This window comes from Streptomyces sp. NPDC002680 (genome assembly GCF_042889145.1).
Taxonomy (GTDB): domain Bacteria; phylum Actinomycetota; class Actinomycetes; order Streptomycetales; family Streptomycetaceae; genus Streptomyces; species Streptomyces adonidis.
In genome coordinates, this window is sequence record NZ_JBIAQP010000001.1 from 1,362,919 (window position 1) to 1,385,331 (window position 22,413).

Genomic DNA, 22,413 nt, shown 5'->3' on the forward strand with positions numbered 1-22,413 from the left:
GCGATGCGCTTGGCCGTAGCGGAACGGGACGCGGCTCTCGCCGAGGCAGCCGGTGAGGTGCTCGCCAAACAGGCCGGCGCCGAGCAGATCCGGGCGGGGTGGCCGGGGGGCCGCGTGGAGGCGGTGGACGCGGTGTGGCGGACTCTCGCGGGGGTGGGTGTCACCGGTGCGCTGGTCCCCGAGGGGTCGGGGGGTTCAGGTGATTCAGGGGGTTCGGGGAGATCTGGGGGTTCGGGGAGTTCGGGGAGTTCCGACGGCCTCGGGCTCGACGAGAACGCGATTCCGCCGCTGATGGAGGCCCTCGGCCGCAGCGGTCTGCCGGTACCGGCCGCCGAGACGGTGGCCGTCGGCGCCCCTCTGCTCGCCGCAGCGGGCGCCCCCCAACTCCCGGCTGTCCTAAGAGGATCGGCCCTGCTGACGGTGTCGCTCACCCCGGACGCCCCGGTCCCCTTCGCCGCACGCGCCGACCTGATCGCCGTACCCGACGGCGACGGGCTGCGCCTGTACACCCGCGACGAGGTGGAGTTGGAGCCGGTCGACTCGGTGGACGGTTCCCGGCGGCTGGCCCGAGTCAACTCCCTTGCGGGCAGTGGGCTGTTACTGGCCGAGGGGCCCGCCGAACTGGCAGTCGCCTACCGACACGGAGTGCTGGCCACGGCCGCGCTGTTGATCGGGCTGAGCGAGCGGATGCTCGAACTGACCGTGGCCCATGTCCGGGAGCGCCACCAGTTCGGCGTACCGGTCGGCTCGTTCCAGGCGGTCAAACACGCCCTGGCCGATGTGGAGCTGGCACTGCGCTTCGCCCGGCCGGCGGTCCTCGCGGCGGGCTGGGCGCAGACGGCCGCCGATCCGGAGGCCGCCGTACGCACATCGATGGCAAAGGTGCTCGCCTCGGACGCGGCCCGGAAGACGGCCCGTACTGCGATCCAGTGCCACGGCGCCATGGGCTACACCACGGAGTACGACCTCCACCTGTACGCCAAACGGGCCTGGGCCCTGGCCGCGGACTGGGGCGGGCCCGTGCAGCACCGGGAGTTCATCGCGGAGCGGCTCGGACTCGGCATCGTCAGCGAAGGGGCAATCACGTGAGCGGGATCTGTCGGGACCGGGTCGTCGTCGTCACCGGAGCGGGGCAGGGGCTGGGGCGGGAGCATGCCCTCGCGTTGGCGGCGGAGGGGGCCCGGGTCGTGGTCAATGATCTGGGCGAGGCCGCGAAGGTGGTGGCCGAGGAGATCGGGGCGGCCGGGGGTACCGCTGTCGCCGACCTGGGGGACGTCAGCGACTGGGGGTACGCGGAAGCGCTGATCGGGCGGGCCGTCGGTGAGTTCGGGGTGCTGCACGCGCTGGTGAACAACGCGGGCATCAACCGTGACCGGATGCTGGTCTCCATGACCGAGGCCGACTGGGACCTGGTCCTGAAGGTCGATCTCAAGGGGCATGCGGCGCCGCTTCGACACGCGGCCGCGTACTGGCGGGAGTTGAGCAAGCAGGGTCGGCCGGTCGACGCCCGGGTCGTCAACACCACCTCGGGTGCCGGGCTGATGGGCAGTGTCGGCCAGGGCAACTACGGTGCCGCGAAGGCGGGTATCGCGGCGCTCACCGTGATTGCCGCCGCCGAACTGGGCCGGTACGGCGTCACCGTGAATGCCATCGCCCCCTCCGCCCGCACGCCGATGACCCAGGCGGTCGCGGCCTTCGCCGAGCAGATGCGTGCACCGGAGTCCGGCTTCGACGCACCTCACCCCGGGAATGTCTCCCCGCTGGTGGTGTGGCTGGCCTCCGCCGAGTCGGGCGACGTCTCCGGGCGGGTCTTCGAGGCCGAGGGCGGCACGATCGCCGTTGCCGACGGCTGGCAGCACGGGCCTCGGCGGGTGCGGGATCGGCGCTGGGCGCCCGGCGAGGTTGGCTCGGCGGTGCGTGAGTTGCTCACCGAAGTGGCCTCGCCGGCGCCGGTGTACGGCGCCTGAGCGCGGCCTGTTGTGGTGGGTCTCGAGACCTTTTTCGCCCCCGCCGCCCCTACCCGTCCCATCCCTGGGGGCTGCGCCCCCAGACCCCCCTTTCGGCCTGAACGGCCTCGTCCTCAAACGCCGGACGGGCTGAAAGGCGCCGCACGGGCTGAAATGCTCCCCAGCTCACCGCCCCGTGCGGATCAACCCCGTCAGATACCGCCACAGCGACGACCGCTGTCGCGCCGACGGGTCCGGCAGGTCCGACTCCGTCGGTGGCGTTGTCTGGTCGTAGGCCAGGCGTCGCTCCGGAGCCACCGGGGCGAGTTCGTACCGCACCGGCAGTGATCGCAGGCCGCGCATGAACGGGGAGGAGCGCCACGGGAGTTGGTCGACCGGGAGGGCCAGGTCCAGGTGGGTGAAGCGTTCGAAGAGCCGGTCCACTCCGACCGCCGCGACCGTCGACGCGAGTTCGCGCGCCGGGCACTGGCGTGGGCCCGCGCCCCAGGACAGATGCGCCCGGGTGCTGACCGTGGTGCTCGGGCACACGTTCTTCGCGAAGAGCGGGTCGGCGTGGGCCGCCGCGGCGGAAACCCACACCGGGTCGCCCGCCCGGATCGTGTAGTTGCCCAGCGGAGTATCCTTCGCGGCGAAGCGGGGCACGAAGTTGACCAGGGGCGGCTTGCGCATGACCACCCGGTTCATGGTCTCCTTCACCATCCCGGCGGAGAGGCTGGCCCGTACGCTGCCCTCGCCCGATATGACCTCGACCACCGTGTTGGATATGAGGATGCCGACGTGGTCGGAGGTCATGCCCAGCAGCATGAACAGTTCGCGGGCCAGTTCGTCGATCGAGAGTCCGGGGTGCGCGGCCAGCAGGTAGGAGGGGAAGTCGTCCCCGGGGCTGTCCAGTTTCGCCGCCGCCAGTTCGGCCAGCGTCGCCAGCAGCCGTTCCAGGGCGGGTTCCGCGTCGGGGCCGGCGTCCAGTACCCGCCACATGTCCATCAGCGCGTCGTCGCCCTGTGAACCGGGGATACCGAGCAGATGGCTGGCCACCATCAGCGGCAGCGGCCGGGAGAACTGGGCTGACAGGTCCGCGAGGCCTGTTGTGCCGCCCTGGCCCATGAGGGTGATCAGTTCGTCGGCGTAGGCGGTGACGGCCCGCTTCAGGCGCCTCGCCTGGGGGTGGCCGGGATCCTGGAACGGCTTCAGCGCGATGTCCCACGCAGCCCGCAGCGGCCGGTATCCGGGGCCGCCCTGGATCAGCACATGGTTGACCTCCAGGGACGGTCCGAGCGGCCAGTCGGACGGCACACGGCCCTCCGAGCGGGCCCGCCAGTTCTCCAGCCCCTTCGGCCAGCCGTCGTCGTCCTGGAGGACCTGGAGCGACTCCTGGTAGCCCAGGACCAGCCAGGCGGGCACGCCCAGCAGGTCGACCGGTGCGACCGGGCCGTGCCGCTGCCTCAGCCGTTCGTACACGAGCGAGGGGCGCGTCTCGTAGTCCCTGGTCAGCAACGGTTCAGGTGACATCTCCTCCAACCGTGCGCCGTCCAGGTCCACGGATCCGCCGTCGCCCCACTGGGATTCCATCGTCGCGTCGCCCTCCAACACTCCCCGTACCGGCCTACGTTCAGCCGGTAGTTGGAAACGCTGGGGACCCTACCGCAGACCGTACGGCGGGGTAACAACGGGGGCGCAACCCACAGTTGCAGCCCCACCGGTCACGCTGGTCACGTGCGGCACATTGGTCTCAGGCCGCCGTGTAGCCCAACTGACGCCGCATGTAGGGCGTCATGAGGGTCTTGGCCTTGGCCAGGGTGGCCGTCCGGCCGCCGAGGACCGCGGTCTCGCCGCCGGGCACGGGCACCATGGTCACCCCGTCGGCGGGGCCGAACGGCACGACCAGCGGGGTGCGGTGGATCGGCCGGTAGAAGCGGGGCTGTCGGCGGTGCCTGCCCGAACTCTGAAGGTAGGAGCGGATGTTGTGGACGGCGAGGTCCGCCTGCGCGATCGCGACGGGGGTGATCTTGAGTTCGCTGACGTCGTTGACGTCCCCGACCGCGAACACGTCCGGCCGCCCCTCGACCCGGAGCGTCCGGTCGACCTTCACATGCCCGGCGGCGTTCAGCCAGTCGCTGTGGCCGGCCATGCGCAGCCAGAAGGTGTTGGGGGTGGTGCCCGTGGCCCAGAAGGAGCGGTCGGCGGCGATGATGTGGCCGCGTGCGTCGCGGTAGGTGCCGAAGTCGTTGCCGGGCGACATGAACGAGTCTAGGAGCACTTCCACGTCGTGCGATTCCAGCCAGGCGCGGGCCTTGCGTCCGGCCCGTTCGCTGCCCGTGGCGTGCAGCAGCGCCGACCCGGAGTGGGCGAGGGTGACCCGGGCGTCCGGCCGGGCGAGGCGTATCTCGGCGCTCAGCTCGACACCGGAGGGCCCGCCGCCGACGACGAGGACATGATCGGCGGCGGCGATGTGCCGCTGGTGCCCGGCGAACGACTCGGCCGCCTCCTCGACGGTGGTCCCGGTGAAGCGGGCCGGCTCGGGATAGTCGGCGCCGGTGGCGATCACCACCACGTCGTACGGGAGGCGCTCGCCCGTGCCCAACACCACCTCCCGCTCGGCGGTCTCGACCCGGACGGCCTTGCCCACGACGACACGGCCGTGGCGCAGCAGCCGGTCGTACGGAATGAACGGAGCGACCGTCCACTCCGGGTGCACGCCTGCGCGCAGGGAGGCAATACGATGGAAGAAGACCTCCTTGCGGTCCACCAGAGTGACCCGCGCCGTCTCGTCCAACCGTCTCGCCAGCCGTACGCCGGCATAGCCGCCGCCGATCACCACTACGTCGCCGTCACGCACGCCGAGTCTCCTGTGCCTGGTGGGGGGAGCGAGTACCGCGCGGTGGGTGGACTCCGGCGGCCACTCGACTGCCCCGAGCGTAGCGCTTGAAACTTAAAGATCCGATGTGTTTCTGTGTGCATTCCGTGAAGTAGTGCGACCGTAGTACTCCGAAGGTACGTCCATGCTCGCTTCCTGGTACGACGAACAAGGCCCCGCCGCCGACGTCCTGCGCGTCGGCGAGCTTCCCGACCCCGAGCCCGGCCCCGGCGAGGTCCGCGTCCGCGTGACCGTCTCCGGCGTCAACCCCGGCGACACCAAGAAGCGGCGCGGCTGGCTCGGCTCCTCGATGCCCTACCCGCGCGTGATCCCGCACAGCGACGCCGCCGGGGTCGTCGACCGGGTCGGTGACGGCGTCGACGCCCGCCGGGTGGGCCAGCGGGTCTGGGTGTACGGCGCCCAGTCCTACCGCGCGTTCGGCACCGCCGCCCAGTACACCGTCGTACCCGATCAGCAGGCCGTCCGACTCCCCGACCACCTCGGCGACGAACTCGGCGCGAGCCTCGGCATCCCCGGAATCACCGCCCACCGCGCGGTGTTCGCCGACGGCCCGGTCGACGGGCGGCTCGTCCTCGTGCACGGGGTGCTCGGCGGTGTCGGTTCCCTCGCCGCCCAACTCGCCGGCTGGGGCGGGGCCACTGTCATCGGCACCGTCCGCCACAAGAGCGACCTGGACCACGTGGACCCGGCGGTCGCCTCCCACGCCGTCGCCCTGGACACCGCCGACCCGGCCGTGGACATCCGCTCCCACGCGCCCGGCGGCGTGCACCGCGTCGTCGAGGCGTCCCTGTCCGCCAACGCCGACCTCGACAACGCCGTCACCGCACCCGACGCCGTCATCGCCGCCTACGGCACCCACGCCGACCGCACCGAACTCCCCTTCTGGCCCCTGCTGTTCAACAACATCACCCTGCGCCTGCTCGGCAGCGACGACTTCCCCGCCGACGCCAGACGGCAGGCCGCCCGTGACCTCACGGCGGCGGCAGCGGTCGGCGCCCTCACCGTCGACATCGGCGACCGCTACCCGCTCACCGACATCGCCAAGGCCCACGAACGGGTCGACGCGGGCGGACGCGGCCGAGTGCTGATCACCGTCGCCAACTGACAGGCAGCAAACGTTCACGTTTGAGCCCTCCCGCACCCGAGTTCGACATACATATGGTGATCTCATGAACGCACCTTTGTCGTCTCCACGAGACTCCACGAATGTCGACGAGCTTCGCCGAACTTCGCCGAGCCTCGACGAACAGAAGGGTTCAACCACGTGAGCTTCAGAGTCCAGCCGACCGCTCAGGTCGACGAGGCGGCCACGGTCGGCGACGGAACGACGGTCTGGGATCTGGCCCAGATCCGGGAGGACGCCCGGCTGGGCACCGGATGCATCGTGGGCCGGGGGGCGTATGTCGGCCCGGGAGTGCGGATCGGCGACAACGTGAAGCTTCAGAACTATGCACTCGTGTACGAACCCGCGGTGCTGGAGGACGGGGTGTTCGTCGGTCCGGCGGCGGTCCTCACCAACGACTACTTTCCCCGATCGGTCGACCCCCAGGGCAAGTTGAAGCGCGGCGACGACTGGACGGCCGTGGCGGTGGTGGTCGCCGAGGGAGCGTCGCTCGGAGCCCGTTCGGTGTGTGTGGCGCCGGTGCGTGTCGGCCGATGGGCGCTGGTCGCGGCGGGTGCCGTGGTGACCAAGGACGTGCCGGACTTCGCGCTCGTGGCCGGTGTTCCGGCGCGCCGGATCGGCTGGGTCGGCCGGGCCGGCGTACGACTGATGCAACGGGAGGGCGAGCCGGGCGTGTGGGAGTGCCCCGAGACGGGTGGGCTGTTCGACGAGAAGGACGACCAACTCGTCGAGCGCGCATGACGCCTGTTTCCCATGTTTCCCACAAAACGCAAATCTTCGAACATCCTCAGGCATAACATGTGTGCGAACTATGCAGACCTAGCACAATGAGCACACGAAACCAGTGCCCAGGGGGGGTTACCGGGTAGGGACAGCTGTGCCTGAAGCGAGGAGCTGGGACCGCTCCGACGCGTGATGTCTGTTGTCTGCCTTCCGCCGTGCGGCCCTTGGCGCCGCGGCGATCACCAGGCTGTTCAAAAGCAGAGGACCCACAGGGGGGTTGGTGTGCCCAAACGATGACCACAACACGTCTGGCGGCGCTCGGTCGTGACGAGCCGCCGCTGCTTCCGCTCGCCCAACGGCTCCTTGCCGTCGCCGAGTCGGGGCTCCCGTCGATGCTGCTTCCCGGGGGCGAAGCCTTCGTCTTCACCATGTCCGGACGGCAAATCCCGGACGGCTCCTGGACGTTGGAGCGGCGCGGGATCAGCACCCGGTACGCGGCCATCACCGTGCTGGGCGCCCACTTTCTCCCCGAGGACCGTCAGCGCGCGGTGCTCGGCGGGCACACGGCCCAGGAGTTCACGGGTCTGCTCGTCGAGTCGCTGCCCGCGGTGACCAACCTCGGTGACGCGGCGCTCATCGCCTGGGCCGCCGCCGACACCGAGCACCCCAAACTCTCCGACGCCCTCGCCCGGGTCGACGCCCTGGACGAGGAGGGCCGGCCGCAGTACACGGTGGAGGCGGCCTGGGTGCTGTCGGCCCTCGCGGCGGCTCGCAGCACGGTCGACGTGGAGAGACGTTTCACCGCAGCTCGGGACCGGCTGCTGAAGGCCCGGATCGGCGACAGCCCGCTGTTCCCGCATGCCACCGGGCCCGGTCTGGTGCCCTGGTACCGGGCGCATGTGAGCTGCTTCGCCGACCAGACGTACCCGCTCCAGGCCCTGGCCCGCGCCCACGCCAGCGACGAACAGGGCGGCGACCCCGAGGCGCTGGCCGCGTCCGAGGCCTGCGCGGCGCGCATCTGCGAACTGCAGGGCGACGGCGGGCAGTGGTGGTGGCACTACGACGCGCGCACCGGCGGTGTCGTGGAGGGCTACCCGGTCTACAGCGTCCACCAGCACGCGATGGCGCCGACCGCCCTGTTCGACCTGACCGACGCGGGTGGCAGCGACTTCGGCGCGGCGATCCGCAAGGGCCTGCGCTGGATGACCGACGTACCCGAACTGGCCGCCGGCCACGAGGAGTCGATGATCCACGACGAACTCGGCGTCACCTGGCGCAAGGTCTACCGGGGCGACCCGAAGAAGGCCGTACGCGCCGCCCGGGGACTCGGCACCCGAGTCGCTCCGAACCTCCGGCTGAAGTCCCTGGACCGGGTGTACCGCCCCCTCTCCGTGGACCGCGAATGCCGCCCGTACGAGTTCGGTTGGATGCTCCACGCCTGGCAGGGGGGACGGATATGAGCGAGCGCCAGACTCTGTTCGGGGTCGAGCTGGACCCGCTGACCATGGACGAGACCGTCGAGCACTGCCTCCAAGCCGTGCGGGACGACAGGCAGTTGGAGATCGGCGTCGTCAACGCCGCCAAGCTGGTGAACATGCGGCGGGACCCGCGCCTCGCGGACGCCGTGTCCGGCTGTGACCTCGTGCTCGCCGACGGACAGGCCGTGGTCTGGGCGAGCCGGATCCTGCGCGCCCCGCTGCCGGAACGGGTGGCCGGTATCGACCTGTTCCTGCGGCTGCTGGCCGAGGCGGAGTCGGCGGGCATGTCGGTGTACTTCCTCGGCGCCAAGGAGGAGGTGCTGGAGGAGATGCTGCGCCGGGTGGCCGACCGCTTCCCCGGGCTGAAGGTGGCGGGCAGCCGCAACGGCTACTTCGACGACTCCCAGCAGGAGGTCATCGCGGGCGATATCGCGGACAGCGGCGCCCAGATGCTCTTCCTTGGCATGACCTCGCCGAAGAAGGAGATCTTCACGGCCGCGTACGGCGCCCGCACCGGCGCCCGCGTCGTGCACGGGGTCGGCGGCTCCTTCGACATCCTCGCCGGGATCACCAAGCGGGCCCCCGAGTCCTGGCAGCGGTGGGGCGTCGAGTGGCTCTACCGCGCGCTCCAGGAACCGCGTCGCCTCGGCCGCCGCTACCTCACCACCAACGCGGCCTTCGTCCTCATGACGGCGCGGGAGCTGATCCGGCTCACCCCGTCGCCCGCTTCCGCGAACAGGAGCAACTGATGCGCGTCGTCGTGGTTGGACAGGGATACGTCGGCCTGCCGCTGGCCGTCCGCGCCGCCGAGGTCGGACACGAGGTGATCGGGTACGACGTCGACTCCCGGCGGGTCAAGAGCCTCGCCGCCGGTGAGTCCTTCGTCGAGGACGTCTCCTCCGAGCGGATCCGGGCGGCACTGGACGCGGGCTCGTACCGCCCGAGCGAGTCGGCACGTGACTGCGGCGGTTTCGACATCGCCGTGGTGACCGTGCCGACCCCGCTGCACGAGGGCACTCCCGACCTCCGGTACATCAAGGAGTCGGGGGCCACCCTCGCCCGCTATCTGCGCCCGGGAGCCACGGTCGTCCTGGAGTCGACCACGTATCCCGGCACCACCCAGGAGCTGTTCGCCCCGATCCTGGAGGACGGCTCGGGTCTGACCGCGGGCACCGACTTCCACCTCGGGTACAGCCCGGAGCGGATCGACCCCGGAAACGCCGTCTGGGGTTTCAAGGAGACCCCGAAGGTCGTCTCCGGCGTCAACGAGGCGTCTCTCAAGGCCGTTCAGGACTTCTACGCCGAACTCGTCGACACCACCGTGCCGGTGGGTTCGCCGAAGGAGGCCGAGCTGGCCAAGCTGCTGGAGAACACCTTCCGCCATGTGAACATCGCGCTGGTCAACGAGATCGCGATGTTCGCCCACCACCTGGACATCGACGTCTGGCAGGCCATCGACGCCGCCTCCACCAAGCCCTTCGGCTTCATGAGGTTCACGCCGGGACCGGGTGTCGGCGGCCACTGCCTGCCGATCGACCCCTCCTATCTTTCCTGGCGGGTGCAGCGTGAACTCGGCCAGAGCTTCCGGTTCGTGGAGCTGGCCAACGACATCAACAACCACATGCCCGAGTACGTGGCGAGACGCATCAGCGACCTCTTCAACGAGAGACGCAGATCCGTGAACGGCTCGCGCATCCTGCTGCTCGGTCTGGCGTACAAGAAGAACACCGGTGACGCCCGCGAGTCGCCCGCCCTGCGCATCGCCCAACTCCTGCTCGACATGGGCGCCCAGGTCAGGGCGGCCGACCCGCACGTCGTCGAGAGCCTGCCTGTGGACACCCGGTTGGTACGGGTCGAACCGGTACCGGAGGAGCTGGCCGCCGCCGATGTGGTGGTCCTGCTCACCGACCACGACAGCTTCGACTACGAACTCGTCGCCGAACACGCCCCCTTCGTCCTCGACTGCCGTCGCCGGCTGTCGTCGGGCTCCACTGTCGAGGTGCTCTGACCCATGCGAGTCGTCTGCGTCGCCGGGGCCCGCCCCAACTACATGAAGATCAAGCCGGTGATGGACGCCCTGGAGAGCCGGGGCGCCGAGGTGGTCCTCGTCCACACCGGTCAGCACTACGACCCGGCCATGAACGACGTGTTCTTCGCCGACCTCGGCATCCGTCCGCCCGACCGCTTCCTCGGCGTCGGTTCCGGCTCCCACGCCGAGCAGACCGGACGCGTGATGACCGCGTTCGAGCCGCTGCTCGGCGAGGTGGCCCCGGACATCGTCGTCGTGGTCGGCGACATCAACTCCACGCTGGCCTGCGCCCTGGTCACCGCCAAGGCGGGGCCGCTGCTGGCCCATGTCGAGGCCGGGCTGCGCAGCCGTGACTGGGGCATGCCGGAGGAGGTCAACCGCGTCGCCACCGACCGGGTCAGCGACTATCTGCTGGCCCCCTCGCCCGACGCCGCGGAGAACCTGCGCGCCGAGGGCTACCGGGAGGACCAGATCCACCTGGTCGGCAACGTCATGATCGACACGCTGCTGACCAACCTGGAGCGGGCCAGGGCCTCGGACGTCTTGGACGAACACGGCCTGACCAAGGGTGAGTACGGCCTGGTCACCCTGCACCGGCCCGCCAATGTGGACGACCCCGAGGTCCTCTCCGGGCTGCTGAAGGCCCTGGGCGAGATCGCCGGCCGCCTCCCGCTCGTCCTGCCCGTGCATCCGCGCGCTGCGGGCAAGCTGGCCGAGATCGGTGTCCCCGGCGGTATCCGGCTCGTACCGCCCGCCGGATACCTGGACTTCATCGCCCTCCAGGACTCCGCCAGGGTCGTGCTGACCGACTCCGGCGGCATCCAGGAGGAGACCACCGCGCTCGGGGTGCCGTGCGTAACGCTGCGGGACAACACCGAGCGGCCGATCACCGTCGAGCAGGGCACCAACGTGCTGGCCGGCCGGGATCCGGAGCGGATCGTGTCCACCGTGAACCGGGTGCTGGACGATCCGCCCGCGCCGCGTCGGCCCGAGCTGTGGGACGGCCGGGCGAGCGACCGTATCGCCGATGTGCTGCTGGCGGGGGGCACGGCGAGCACCCGGCCGAGACCGACCGACCAGCCGAGACCCGAGGATCGAACGTTCCCCATATGATCCGCTTGAAATACACGCTCGTCGAACGTTTGATCACAGAACGTTTGGTCGCAAGGGGGGACCATCATGGATCTCGCTGAGATCTTCCGGGTCATGCGCAGGCGCTGGTACGTCCTGCTGCCCGGACTGCTGCTGACCGGCGGTCTGATCGCCGCCGTGGTGCTGTTGGTCCCGGTCACCTACCAGTCGCAGAGCACGGTGGTCCTTCTCAACTCCGAGAAGGCCACCCGCGCCTACGACGGCAACCCCTTCCTCAGCACCCAGACCTCGCTCACCGGCATGGCCGACAGCCTGGCCCGCAATCTCAACTCCGATGTCTCCGTCCGGGAGCTCAAGTCCCGTGGTGCCACCGGTACGTTCGAGGCCAAGCTCGCCGACAACGCCCAGGGGCCGCTGATGTGGCTCACCGTCACCGGCACCGACAGGACCACCGTCCTGGCCTCGGACCGCATCCTGACCGAGTACGCGAAGGACCGGCTGGAACAGTTCCAGGAGCAGCAGTCGGTCGCCCCGCAGGCCATGATCCGGCTGACGACGATCGTGGCCCCGCAGCCGCCGGTGGCACAGACCAAGACCCGACTCCAGTACATGATCATGGCTGGTGGCCTGGGTCTGGTGCTGAGCCTGACCGCCGTCTTCTATGTGGAGGCGCGCCGCCGGTCGCGTCCGTCGGCACGACCGGAAGAGCCCGCGGAGCCGGACGAGGCCCCCGAGTCCACGACCGATACAGCCAGTTCAGCCGATTCAACCGATTCGACCGACGCCCCCGTCGCCACCACCCGGTCGGCGTCCGAGGAGTCGATCGCGGAACAGACGATCGCTCTGCGCACACCGCCCGCCTGGGCGCGGTCCGCCGGGACCAGGTCTGCCGGGGAGCCGAAGGCCGGGCGGTCCGCCACGGCCGTGGCACCCGCCGCCGAGCCGCTCGACGAGGAGCCGACCAGTGGACAGCGTTCGCACACCGGACAGCGGGACCGCTGAGCCGGGCGACACCCCCGCTCCCGCGGCCGCCGTCTCCCTCGGCGGGAAGGTCCGTTCGGCGGCCCGCTGGAGCCTGATCAACACCGTTGTCATGCGCCTGGGCAACTTCGCGACCGGCATCGTGCTGGCGCGCTTCGCCCTGGGCCCCGCGGAGTGGGGCGTGTACGGCATCGCGCAGACCGTGCTGCTGGTCCTGCTGTCCGCCAACGAGCTGGGCGTGGGCCTGGCCATCGTGCGCTGGGAGGGCGACGCACGCCGGTTCGCGCCGACCGTGCTGACCCTCAGCGTCCTTTCCAGCGGTCTGCTGTACGTGGCGCTGTTCGCGGCGGCACCGACGGTCGCGAGCCTGCTCGGCTCACCCGACGCCACGGGCGTACTGCGGGTGATGTGCCTGTGCGTGGTGATCGACGGGATAGCGCAGGTGCCCGCCAACTTCCTCACCCGGGAGTTCGCGCAGGGCAAGCGGATGATCATCGACGGGCTCAACTTCCTGCTCAGTACGTCGGTGACGCTGCTGCTGGCCTTCGAGGGCTGGGGCGCGATGAGCTTCGCCGTGGGTGCCGTGGCGGGCAACGTCGTGACACTGATCGGCTGCGCGCTGGCGGCGCCGGGCACCCTGAAGTTCGGCTGGAACCCCGAACAGGCCCGGGCGCTGCTCCGGTTCGGGCTTCCGCTGGCGGGGGCGAGCATGCTGGCCCTCGCGGTGGTCAACGTCGACACGATGGTGGTGGGCGCGACCCTGGGCAATGTCGCCCTGGGTTTCTACGTCCTCGCCTTCAACATCTCCGGCTGGCCCGTGCGGATCATCTCCGAGGCAGCCCGCCGGGTCTCCTTCGCCGGCTTCTCCCGGCTGGCCGAGTCACCACAGGCGCTCGCCCAGGGCTTCAGCCGTGCCCTGGGCGTGGTGATCACGGCCACCGTCCCGGCATGCGTCCTGCTGGCCGGCCTCGCGGGTCCAGCCGTCCAGCTGATCTACGGGAGTGACTGGGCGCCCGCCGCCGCGGCCCTGCCCTGGCTGATGGCCCTGGGCCTGATCCGGATCGGCAGCGAACTCGCGTACGACTGTCTGGTCGCGATCGGACAGCGGCGGTCGCTCTTCCTGGTGCAGGGCCTGTGGCTGGTCGCGCTGATCCCGGTGCTTCTCGTCGGCGCCCGGATGAACGGCATCGTCGGGGCGTCGCAGGCCCATGTCCTGGTCGCGGGCGGTCTGGTGGTGCCCGTGTTCCTGTTCGCCCTCAGGCGGGGCGGCATCGGGGTCGGCAGGATCGCGCGGGCCTGTGCGTGGCCCTTCCTCGGCGGGGCCGTGATGGCCGTGATCATCGTCGGCCTCAAGCAACTGTTCGGGGACGGCACCTTGGCTCTCCTCGCCATCACCACCCTCGCCCTGGCCGGCTACGCGCTGTGCGTCCTGCCCAGCCGTGACTTCCTGCGCGGTGTCGGGCGCGGGGACCGGCCCCACGGCGGCCCGCCCGGGTCCGCCGCACCTGTTCGGCCCACCCAACAGGACTTGAGGTGAACCTGATGTCACTGCGCATCAGCCGGAACTCGCTCGCCGGACTGCTGCTCGCGGCCCTGCTGGCGGTCCTGGGCGTGGCCTGCTCGGGCTCGTCGGACGAGTCCGCGTCGGCGGACTGCCCGGACGACGCGCCGACCTGCCGTACGAGCGGGCCCCCGGCGTCACCGAGCACCGGCCCGCCGACGACAGCAAGCCCGTCGACGGCGACCAGCGAGGCGACGGACCGCCCCACCGCCTCGCCGTCCCCGACGAAGAAGCCCACCCCGACTGCCAAGCCCACCGCGACGGCGGGCACCGGCGGTGCGTCCGGCGCACCGGCGGCCAGGACCAACTGCGCGTCTCCCGGCGACTGCGGCTTCCCCGACGCCGACACCACCGGCCCACGAACCACTGCCCTCAAGCCCCACAAGGCCGGGTACTGGGCCATCCGTACCGACGGGCTCGTCATCCGGGGCCAGGACATCACCGGCTCGCTCGACATCTACGCGAACAACGTCACCGTCATCGACACCAAGATCACCTCGGACAACTGGTGGGGCATCAACCTGCGCCCCGGATTCAGCGGTCTGAAGGTCCTGCACTCGGAGATCACGGCCGTGCCCGGCAAGGGTCCCGACAACGGCGGTGTGGACTACGCGGTGTCGAACATGGGCGGCAGCTCCATCGAGGTCGGCTGGTGCGACGTCTCGGTGTTCGGCGACGCCCTGTCCATGGGGCAGGGAAACCTGCACGACAACTACGTGCACGACATCGAACCGTTCATCAACCTGGGCGGCGAGTGGCAGCACACCAACACGGTGATCAGCGGCGGCGGCAACACCGGACATCTGATCATCCGCCACAACACCCTGCTCAACCCGACCAGCCTCAAGCAGGGTGCCTCGGGCAGCATCGGCCTGTTCGCGGACACCGGGGTGGTCCGCAACGTCACGGTGGACGACAACTGGATCGCCGGGGGCGCGTACGCCCTGTACGGCGGCAGCACCGGCGCGACCGGGATCAGGGTCACCGACAACATCTTCTCCACGGAGTACCACCCCGCCTCCGGTGGATACGGCGTGGTCGCCCACTGGAACGAAGGGGGCGCCGGAAACGTGTGGCGGAACAACCGGATGTCCAACGGCCGTCTGGTCACGCCGGAGCCGGCCTCGTGAGCGGCGTCGGTGTCGGCGTCGTGACGCGCCGGGTCGCGCGGGCGCCCTGGACGCTGCTGAAGGCGTTGTTCGGCTGGCTGGTGCTCTTCGAGACCAGGAACAAGGTTCTGCTGGCCCCGAGCGCGGTGCGGCTGCGCCGCTTCGAGGACGCCGAGACCCGACGGCTGGCCCTCCTCGTGTCGTCGCCGCCCTCGGCGCTGGTCGCCACGGTGATCGCCACCCACCGACGTCCTGAGGCGCTGCGTGCGGCGGTGCGCTCGGCCCTGGACCAGACCGTCCGCGACCAGGTCGTGATCGTCGTCGACGACGGCGCCGGACTGCCCGAACTCCCGGACGACCCACGGCTGTTCGCCGTCTCGCTGGCAGAGAACACCGGCGTGGCGGGCGTCGTGCGCAACGTGGGCATCCGGCTCACCCGCTCTCGGTACGTGGCGTTCCTGGACGACGACAATCTGTGGGAACCCGACCATCTGGAACGTACGTTGGCTGTCCTGGACGCCCCCGGCGGGCCCGACGGCGTCTACTCGGCGCTGCGCCGCGTGCTGCCCGACGGCAGCGAGGAGGACGTCCTGTCGGTGCCCTACGACCGGCGCCGCGCCGCCCGCGAGGCCTTCCTGGACACCAACGCCTTTGTCGCCCGCCGCAATCGCTCCCTGCACTTCAGCCGGCTGCGCCGGACACCGGAGGTGCTCCCCCGCGAGGACTGGGAGCTGATCCGCCGGTACGGCCGTCGGTACCGGGTGCAGCATCTGCCGTATCCCACCGTCCGGTACCTGATGAACCCGGCCAGCTTCTACACCCAATGGCGACAGCCCAGTTGAGGCCGACCCGCTCCCTTTCCGCTTCCGCTCCGACCACAGGTGGTTGATCCCGTGACCCGATCCCGCGCCCTCAGGAACAAGTTCGTCGACGCGCCCGGCTCACTGGGTGAACGCATGCGCCTCGCCCGCTGGGAGCGGTTCCGGCGCTGCTTCCCCGGCATCGAGAACATGAGCGTCGTGGATCTGGGCGGCACGGCCGAGATGTGGCTGCGCGCACCGGTGCGCGCCAAGCACGTCCACCTGATCAACCTCGAAGAGCATCCCGCCGAACTGCCCGACTGGATCACCGCTGAGGTCGCCGACGTCACCGACACGGAGGTCGCCGCCGAGCTGAGCGCCAAGGGCGGGTACGACCTGGTGTTCTCCAACTCGACCATCGAGCACGTGGGTGGGCACAGTCAGCGGCGGCTCTTCGTCGCCGCCGTAGAGCAACTGGCCCCGCTGCACTGGATCCAGACGCCGTACCGCTACTTCCCCGTCGAGCCGCACTTCGTGGCGCCCGGCTTCCAGTTCCTGCCGCTGGCCGCCAGGGCACGTCTCGTACGGCGTTGGCCGCTGGTCCACAGCCGTCCCGACAGCCCCGAGTCGGCGATGGACGCGGTGATCAACATCGAACTGCTCACCCGCACGGAAATGCGCTACCTGTTCCCCGGATCGGCCCTTCTCAGCGAGCGGGTGCTCGGCGCCCCGAAGTCGCTCATAGCCGTAAGAACGGAGCCAGCATGCTGAACAACCTCATCAACAGACACGACGCGGACCGCCTGTTGCGCAAGGTACGACGGCTCGAACTCGACCCGGTACTGGCCAAGTTGCGGGTGCGCGGCGGTGCGCGGGTGGTGCAGCACTGGTCCCAGGTGGACCCGTCGCTGACCGAGTGGTGGGCGATACCGGCGGTCGTGAAGCGCTGGAACCTGCTGATGACCGGCGACGCGGACACCTCCTTTCCCGAGTACGTGGCCGCCAAGCATTTCGCGCCGCGCACCGATCTGCGTGGTCTGTCGCTGGGGTGCGGTACCGGCGGGAACGAGCTGCTCTGGGCGAGGACCGGTGCGTTCGGTCTGCTGGAGGGCGTGGATGTGGCGCAGCAGCGGATCGACTTCGCGACGCGGGCCGCCGCCGAGAACGGCCTCAGCGATGTGCTGCGGTTCCGGGTCACCGACGTGAATCAGATGGCTGCCGACGGCGAGCGCTTCGATGTGCTGCTGGGGTTGCAGTCGCTGCACCATTTCGACAACCTCGACGAGACGTTGCCCCGACTGTCGGGGCTGCTCTCGCCCGGTGGGACGTTCGTCGTCGACGAGTTCGTCGGGCCTACGCGGTTCCAGTGGACCGATGGGCAACTGGCTGCGGCGAACGAGTTGTTGGCGCAGTTGCCCGAGGAGCGGCGGCGGTTGCCCGACGGGCGGATCAAGCGGCGTGTCGTTCGGCCCAGCAGGCTGTCCATGGTGCTGGACGATCCGTCCGAGGCGGTTGATGCGGCGGCGCTGTTGCCTGGGTTGCGGCGGCATTTCGATGTCGTCGAGGAACGGCCGTACGGGGGGACGGTGTTGCATATCGCGTTCTCTGGGATCGCGCACAACTTTCTTGACCAGGAGCCTCATACGTTGGCGCTGCTGGAGAAGTGCTTTGCTGCGGAGGACTCGGTGCTTGCTGATGTGGGGCACGATTTCGTGGCGATGGTGTGTCGGGCTCGGAGTGCCGACTAAGGGGGTGCCGCGCGGTGTTGTCGGTCGGCTTTCGCGCCGTTGTGGCTGGTCGCGCAGTTCCCCGCGCCCCTTAAGGGCTCGTCACGGGCCCGGTGTTTTGCGTAGGGCGCCCGGTCTTGCCAAGGTCGCTGCCGCCGCTCGGGCCGCCGGGCGGCCCAGCGCCGCTCGTGAGGCTTCTCTGAGGAGGACGGCCGTGCGGAACGCGGTCGTTGCGACGGGGCCGTGGCGTTTGCTGTACAGGCGGACTCTGTTGAGGGTGAGGAGGGTCCAGAGGCGGGGGGACACCTGGGAGTCGCCTCCCAGGTGTATGGCCTTGGCTGTCGGCTCCAGTTGGGTGGCGTAGCCGTGGTCGCGGGCGCGCAGGCAGTACTCGGTCTCCTCCGAGTAGAGGAAGAAGGACTCGTCCCAGGGACCGCATGTGGTCAGGCAGTCCCCCGATATCGCCATGAGCGCGCCCGTCGCCCAGTCCGCGCGCGTGGGGCGCTGGTATGCGGTGGGGTCGGTGATCAGCTCGCTCAAGGCCGGGAACCGGCCGGCCCTGGTGTTGCCGATCACCGCCTCGCCCAGCGCCCGGAGCACGCTCGACTCGCGGCGCAGTGAGTGGTGGGGCGTGTCCTTGCCCTCTTCGTACAGGAGGGGTACGGCGATTCCGACGCCGTCGCCGAGGCTGTCGACGAGGCGTTTGGCGCAGCCCTCGCGCATGCGGATGTCGGGGTTGCAGATGAGGGCGGTTCCGTGTTCGCCGGCCGCGCCCAGCGCCGCGTTCACCCCGGCCGCGTAACCGGCGTTGCGGCCTGTCTGGACGACCGTGGCGTCCGGGGCCAGTTGTCGGAGTACTTCCACTGTGTCGTCGGAGGAGGCGTTGTCCGCCACGACGAGCCGCCAGTCCAGGCCTGCCATGCCCTCGGGGAGTGCGGCCAGGAAGCCCGGGAGTACGGCGGCGCTGTTCCAGGTGACGACGATGACGGCGACGGGGCTCATCGGGACTCCACGAGTTGGGGGAGCTTGGCTTCGGGTGCCTTGCGGTCTTCGGGGGCCGGCGCCTCGGTGGCGACCGCCGCCGCTGCCGCCTCTCTGCGGATGAAGCCCAGGTAGCTGCCGCCCGCGCCCAGGGTCAGGAAGAACATTCCGGCGTACATGGGGAAGCTGAGCGCGTCGAAGGTGGCGCTGATGACCAGGGCGACCAGTGCCGAGGCGAGGAACGCCTGGCCCAGCTCCCGGTCCGAGTCCGTGCGGGCGAGACGGCGGATGGCGCCGCCGGTGTGGATCCCGGTGACGAACAGGGCGAGCAGGGCGACGAGGCCCACGATGCCCATCTCGGCGGCGGTCAGCATGTACTGGTTGTCCGTGAAGAAGTACAGGTCGGGGGTGAAGGTCCCGAAGCCCCGGCCGAACCAGGGGCGTTCCTCCAGGTAGGGGACGATCGCGCTGTACTTCACGGTGCGCGCCTGGGTGCTGCTGTCGGAGCCGGCCAGGAAGGTGGCGAACAGGTTGGTGATGGTTCCGATCAGCCCGGGGATGATCACCTTGAAGCCGGCCACCGACCCCAGGATGATCCCGATCGCGGCCCAGCGGCGCTGCGGCTGCCAGCGGGGCACCATCACCAGGATCACGATGAAGGCGCCGATGATGGACGTCCTGGACACCGTCAGCGGCAACGCGCCCGCCATGATCGCCACCGGGGCCCCGCGGCGCAGGGCGCCGGCGTGACGGCGTACCGGATCGAACGCCTGGTGGACGGCGAACGGGACCAGGATGGCGAGCATCCCGCCGAACTCCAGCGGGTGGGAGGTGGTGGAGCGGGGCCGGGTGAACGAGCCGCGGTCCATGGCGCTGATGCCGGCGGTGCTCGACTGGAGGCCGGGGATGTGGATGGAGTCGGCGACGTTGGTCGCGGCGAAGAAGTCGTAGTAGCCGATCAGGGCGACCACCGTGCCCAGGACGACGAGCCTGCGCATCAGCGTCTCCAGGCGGCTGCGCTCCTGGATGCCCGCCGACGCCAGCACCACCAGGGCCACCCAGACCCCGAGCCCGATCAGGCCCCGGTCGGCCCCGAGGATCTCCTCGTGCGTGCTGTCGCGGGTCGCGTCCGCGACGTACGACAGGAGTACCGCCACGGCGAGCACGCACATCGTGATGCGCGGCAGCCTGGTGCCCTCGGCCGGGCGGATGCGGCCGCCGAGCCAGGTCGCGAGGTACCAGAGAAGTCCCAGCAGGGCGAAGACGTTCGCCGGGGTGCCGACGCCGCCCAGCGCGGGCAGGGTCAGGTTCGACGGGACGAAGAAGGCCAGCACCAGATAGCCGGTGAGGATCGTCGTGGCGTCCAGGCGCCGGGTCAGCAGGCCTCTGGGGGCGCGCTCGGGGGGCTTGGCGCGATGGCGACGGGGAAGGTAGCCGGCCTGGGCACGGCCCCGGCGGCGGACCACGGCGACGCCCTCGGCGAGGATGGACAGCAGGAACGCGCTGACCATCCCGACGATGAGGACGGCCGCGATGTTCTGGTAGCGGGCCTTCGACTCCGAGACCGGCGTCTGCGGGAGAACCACTGGCGTGGCCTGTACGAAGTAGTCCGCCGGTACCTTCGAGGCAGCCTGCAGGGCCTTGAGCTGCTCCGCGGTGAACCTGGTGAGGGTGGTGGTCTCCCGCAGCACCTTCGCCCGGTCGGTGCCGGTGACGCTCAGGGTGAGCAGCGGGCTGTCGGCCTCCGGGGCGAAGCCGGCCGTGTACCGGTCCGTGACGCCCCGGGAGTGCAGCTCCTTGGCCGAGTCGCTCGACTGGAGCGCCCTGATCAGCACGTCGGCCGTGACGACCAGTGAACCGCCCGCGTTCGAGATGGGGTTGCCGAAGGTCGGCGCCAGATCGGAGACCGCCGTGGAGTCGAGCAGGGTGACGGAGCTCTGCGACTGGTAGGACACCGGGATGGTCCGGTACAGGTATCCGCCCGTGAGCAGACTGAGCACGGTGAGGGGCACCATGAAGTACCAGCGCCTGCACATGATCGCCCAGAGGTCGCCAAGGCTCATGAGTACTCCCCCCGGCCCGGTGCTGCGGTACCGGAGGTCCGGGCTCGGGCACAGCATAGGCCTCGTGATGTGGTGGCGAACTGCCGCGGGGCCTGCGAGGATCGGGGCCGACGGAAGGAATCCCTGTGTCGCCTCGTGACGTCGCCGAAGCGCTGCTCCGCCGCTGGTACGTGCTGGTGCTCGCGCTCCTGCTGACGGCCGCCGGGGCCTATCCGGTGATCCGCCCCGCCCCGCAGTACCTGAGTTCCGCGGTGGTCGTCCTCAAGCCGCCGGCGACGGGCAACCAGCCGAACCAGCTGACGAATCTCCAGCCGCCGCTCGCCACCCTCTCGTACGGCGTCATCCAGCAGCTCGAATCGCCGACCGGGCGCAGGGAGTTGACGTACGCCGGGGTCCACGGGACGTACCACCTGATCCCCCGCAACAGCGGCACCAGCGCGACGCCCGCCTATCTCATCCCCTCGTTGCAGGTCCAGGCACGGGCGGGCAACCCCGACGAGGCCAATACGGCGGTCCGCCGGATCATCGAGGTCTACGCCGAGCATGTGTCGGACCTCCAGGCCGCGCAGGGGATCTCGGCGGGAGGCCGGATCAGTTCCTCCGTGCTGGTCGCGCCGAGCGCCGCCCCGGTGCAGGGCACCAAGAGCCGCGCCCTGGCCGGTACGGCTCTGCTGGGCGGGTTCGCCGCGATCCTGAGCGCGCTGTGGTTCGACCAGTACGCGCTGCGCCGCAGGAACAGGAAGGGCGACTCCCCGGACCCGCGTCCCTACGCGGGTGCGGTGCCTGTGGCCAACTGAGCCGGGCACCGACAGCGCGTACCGCGTGGAGCGTTCGCGCATCAGATGCCGCGACGCTTCCAGGACCGCCACCACAGCCACTCCCGTCCGCGATCGACGAAGGCCGACCACACCAGCGGCTGGAGGTACGGCATCAGCCCGGCGCCGATGCGCTGCCGCCGGTACAGCGCCTGGTACTCGGGCAGGGACGTGAACCCGGGGCGGCATTCGGCGGCGAAGGCGACGAGGTCGTCGACCGGGACGACGTCGGTACGCCCCCGGTCGTAAGCGCGGTAGGCGCGCCGCAGGGCGTAGCGGGCGAGCCGGGTGTGCACCAGGTCGGCCAACCGCTCGGCCTGCGGGAGCAGATCGGCGCACTTGGCGAGCACGGAGTCGAAGGCGACGAGGCGCTGACGGAGGTCGTCGAGCTGCCCGCCGAAGTCGGTGGTGGACATGTTGTTGCCGTGGACGCGGTAGAAGGCCTGGTCGGCGCCGCTGATGTAGCCGACGTCGGCGCGGGCGGCGAGCCGCATCCACATCTCGATGTCGCCGGCGTGGGGCAGTGCGGGGTCGTAGCCGCCGACCTCGCGCTGGAGGCTGGTGCGGACGACGACCTCGGGCGAGGTGATGCAGCCGGTGCCCTCGCGGAAGCGGCGCTCCAGCCACCAGTGCCCGGGGTAGACCACCGAACCGGTGCTCTGCGTACGGGCCTTGGGTAGCGGGCCGCCGTGCTGGAAGCGCAGGGGACGGCCGTAGGCGAACCCCGCCTCCGGGTGGGCGTCCAGCAGTGCGGCTGCCCGCACGAGTGCGCCGGGGACCAGTCGGTCGTCGGCGGAGAGGAGGGCGACGTAGTCGCCGTCGGCCCACTCCAGGAGGCCCTCGTTGTAGGTGGCGATGTGGCCTTTGTTGGTCTCGTGGACTCGGACCTCGATCCGCGGGTCGGCGGCGGCCAGCTTGTGCGCGATCTCCGCCGAGTCGTCGGGCGAGGCGTCGTCGATGATGAGTACCCGGACGTCAACGCCGTCCTGCTCGTCCAGGACGCTGCTCACGCAGTCGGCGAGGAAATGGCCGTACTTGTAGCAGGGGATGACAACACTGACGCTGCTCATCGGTGGGAAGGCCAATCCC

At 70.3% G+C, this 22,413-nt stretch carries 20 protein-coding genes; 15 read left to right on the forward strand and 5 right to left on the reverse strand.

Annotated features, from left to right (window positions below):
* Positions 1 to 3: 3 nt before the first annotated feature.
* Together ACFYXF_RS06150 and ACFYXF_RS06155 are read left to right on the forward strand one after the other, a co-directional pair.
* Complete coding sequence (locus ACFYXF_RS06150) at positions 4 to 1,089, forward strand: acyl-CoA dehydrogenase family protein (RefSeq protein WP_389348339.1); 1,086 nt, start codon at positions 4 to 6, stop codon at positions 1,087 to 1,089.
* Positions 1,086 to 1,967 carry an SDR family oxidoreductase gene (locus ACFYXF_RS06155; RefSeq protein WP_389348340.1) on the forward strand — a complete coding sequence of 294 codons (882 nt, stop codon included), beginning with the start codon at positions 1,086 to 1,088 and terminating at the stop codon, positions 1,965 to 1,967. Before ACFYXF_RS06150 ends, ACFYXF_RS06155 begins: the two co-directional genes overlap by 4 nt.
* A gap of 165 nt (positions 1,968 to 2,132) precedes the next feature.
* On the opposite strand, the gene ACFYXF_RS06160 is transcribed toward ACFYXF_RS06155, so the two are convergent.
* Together ACFYXF_RS06160 and ACFYXF_RS06165 are read right to left on the reverse strand one after the other, a co-directional pair.
* On the reverse strand, positions 2,133 to 3,536 hold the full coding sequence (locus ACFYXF_RS06160; RefSeq protein WP_389348341.1) for a cytochrome P450: 1,404 nt from the start codon (positions 3,534 to 3,536) through the stop codon (positions 2,133 to 2,135).
* A gap of 160 nt (positions 3,537 to 3,696) precedes the next feature.
* Entirely contained in the window at positions 3,697 to 4,803 is a 1,107-nt protein-coding gene (locus tag ACFYXF_RS06165) for an NAD(P)/FAD-dependent oxidoreductase (protein ID WP_389348342.1), read from the reverse strand.
* 163 nt (positions 4,804 to 4,966) lie between these two features.
* Here ACFYXF_RS06165 and ACFYXF_RS06170 point away from each other — a divergent pair, with 163 nt between their 5' ends.
* The 12 genes from ACFYXF_RS06170 to ACFYXF_RS06225 all read left to right on the forward strand — a co-directional run bounded on the left by ACFYXF_RS06170 (position 4,967) and on the right by ACFYXF_RS06225 (position 17,486).
* Positions 4,967 to 5,947, forward strand: coding sequence for an NADPH:quinone reductase (locus ACFYXF_RS06170; protein ID WP_389348343.1), 981 nt, complete (start codon positions 4,967 to 4,969; stop codon positions 5,945 to 5,947).
* Positions 5,948 to 6,106: 159 nt separating this feature from the next.
* The gene (locus ACFYXF_RS06175; protein ID WP_389348344.1) at positions 6,107 to 6,706 is read left to right on the forward strand and encodes an acyltransferase; all 600 of its coding nucleotides are present in this window, start codon (positions 6,107 to 6,109) and stop codon (positions 6,704 to 6,706) included.
* A gap of 275 nt (positions 6,707 to 6,981) precedes the next feature.
* Positions 6,982 to 8,148, forward strand: coding sequence for a hypothetical protein (locus ACFYXF_RS06180; RefSeq protein ID WP_389348345.1), 1,167 nt, complete (start codon positions 6,982 to 6,984; stop codon positions 8,146 to 8,148).
* Complete coding sequence (locus tag ACFYXF_RS06185) at positions 8,145 to 8,915, forward strand: WecB/TagA/CpsF family glycosyltransferase (protein WP_389348346.1); 771 nt, start codon at positions 8,145 to 8,147, stop codon at positions 8,913 to 8,915. Before ACFYXF_RS06180 ends, ACFYXF_RS06185 begins: the two co-directional genes overlap by 4 nt.
* A complete protein-coding gene (locus ACFYXF_RS06190; protein ID WP_389348347.1) occupies positions 8,915 to 10,174 on the forward strand; it encodes a nucleotide sugar dehydrogenase in 1,260 nt (419 codons plus the stop codon). The genes ACFYXF_RS06185 and ACFYXF_RS06190 overlap by 1 nt, the downstream gene beginning before the upstream one ends.
* A gap of 3 nt (positions 10,175 to 10,177) precedes the next feature.
* A complete protein-coding gene (gene wecB, locus ACFYXF_RS06195) occupies positions 10,178 to 11,308 on the forward strand; it encodes a non-hydrolyzing UDP-N-acetylglucosamine 2-epimerase (RefSeq protein ID WP_389348348.1) in 1,131 nt (376 codons plus the stop codon).
* Positions 11,309 to 11,374: 66 nt separating this feature from the next.
* Entirely contained in the window at positions 11,375 to 12,289 is a 915-nt protein-coding gene (locus ACFYXF_RS06200) for a chain length determinant protein (RefSeq protein WP_389348349.1), read from the forward strand.
* Positions 12,252 to 13,805 (forward strand): oligosaccharide flippase family protein, encoded by a 1,554-nt coding sequence (locus ACFYXF_RS06205; protein ID WP_389348350.1) that lies wholly within the window; start codon positions 12,252 to 12,254, stop codon positions 13,803 to 13,805. Before ACFYXF_RS06200 ends, ACFYXF_RS06205 begins: the two co-directional genes overlap by 38 nt.
* Positions 13,806 to 13,810: 5 nt before the next feature.
* The gene (locus ACFYXF_RS06210; RefSeq protein ID WP_389348351.1) at positions 13,811 to 14,959 is read left to right on the forward strand and encodes a hypothetical protein; all 1,149 of its coding nucleotides are present in this window, start codon (positions 13,811 to 13,813) and stop codon (positions 14,957 to 14,959) included.
* Positions 14,956 to 15,780: a glycosyltransferase family 2 protein gene (locus tag ACFYXF_RS06215; protein ID WP_389348352.1), complete on the forward strand. Its 825-nt coding sequence runs from the start codon at positions 14,956 to 14,958 to the stop codon at positions 15,778 to 15,780. Before ACFYXF_RS06210 ends, ACFYXF_RS06215 begins: the two co-directional genes overlap by 4 nt.
* 51 nt (positions 15,781 to 15,831) lie before the next feature.
* Positions 15,832 to 16,509: a class I SAM-dependent methyltransferase gene (locus tag ACFYXF_RS06220; RefSeq protein WP_389348353.1), complete on the forward strand. Its 678-nt coding sequence runs from the start codon at positions 15,832 to 15,834 to the stop codon at positions 16,507 to 16,509.
* The gene (locus ACFYXF_RS06225; protein ID WP_389348354.1) at positions 16,503 to 17,486 is read left to right on the forward strand and encodes a class I SAM-dependent methyltransferase; all 984 of its coding nucleotides are present in this window, start codon (positions 16,503 to 16,505) and stop codon (positions 17,484 to 17,486) included. The genes ACFYXF_RS06220 and ACFYXF_RS06225 overlap by 7 nt, the downstream gene beginning before the upstream one ends.
* Positions 17,487 to 17,567: 81 nt before the next feature.
* Here ACFYXF_RS06225 and ACFYXF_RS06230 read toward each other — a convergent pair whose 3' ends face one another.
* Complete coding sequence (locus tag ACFYXF_RS06230; RefSeq protein WP_389348355.1) at positions 17,568 to 18,467, reverse strand: glycosyltransferase family 2 protein; 900 nt, start codon at positions 18,465 to 18,467, stop codon at positions 17,568 to 17,570.
* Positions 18,464 to 20,509, reverse strand: coding sequence for an O-antigen ligase family protein (locus ACFYXF_RS06235; protein ID WP_389348356.1), 2,046 nt, complete (start codon positions 20,507 to 20,509; stop codon positions 18,464 to 18,466). The genes ACFYXF_RS06230 and ACFYXF_RS06235 overlap by 4 nt, the downstream gene beginning before the upstream one ends.
* Positions 20,510 to 20,634: 125 nt before the next feature.
* On the opposite strand from ACFYXF_RS06235, the gene ACFYXF_RS06240 reads away from it, so the two are divergent.
* Entirely contained in the window at positions 20,635 to 21,306 is a 672-nt protein-coding gene (locus ACFYXF_RS06240) for a hypothetical protein (protein ID WP_389348357.1), read from the forward strand.
* A gap of 41 nt (positions 21,307 to 21,347) precedes the next feature.
* Here the strand turns inward: ACFYXF_RS06240 and ACFYXF_RS06245 are convergent, their stop codons facing one another.
* Positions 21,348 to 22,394, reverse strand: coding sequence for a glycosyltransferase family 2 protein (locus tag ACFYXF_RS06245; RefSeq protein WP_389348358.1), 1,047 nt, complete (start codon positions 22,392 to 22,394; stop codon positions 21,348 to 21,350).
* Positions 22,395 to 22,413 lie beyond the last annotated feature (19 nt).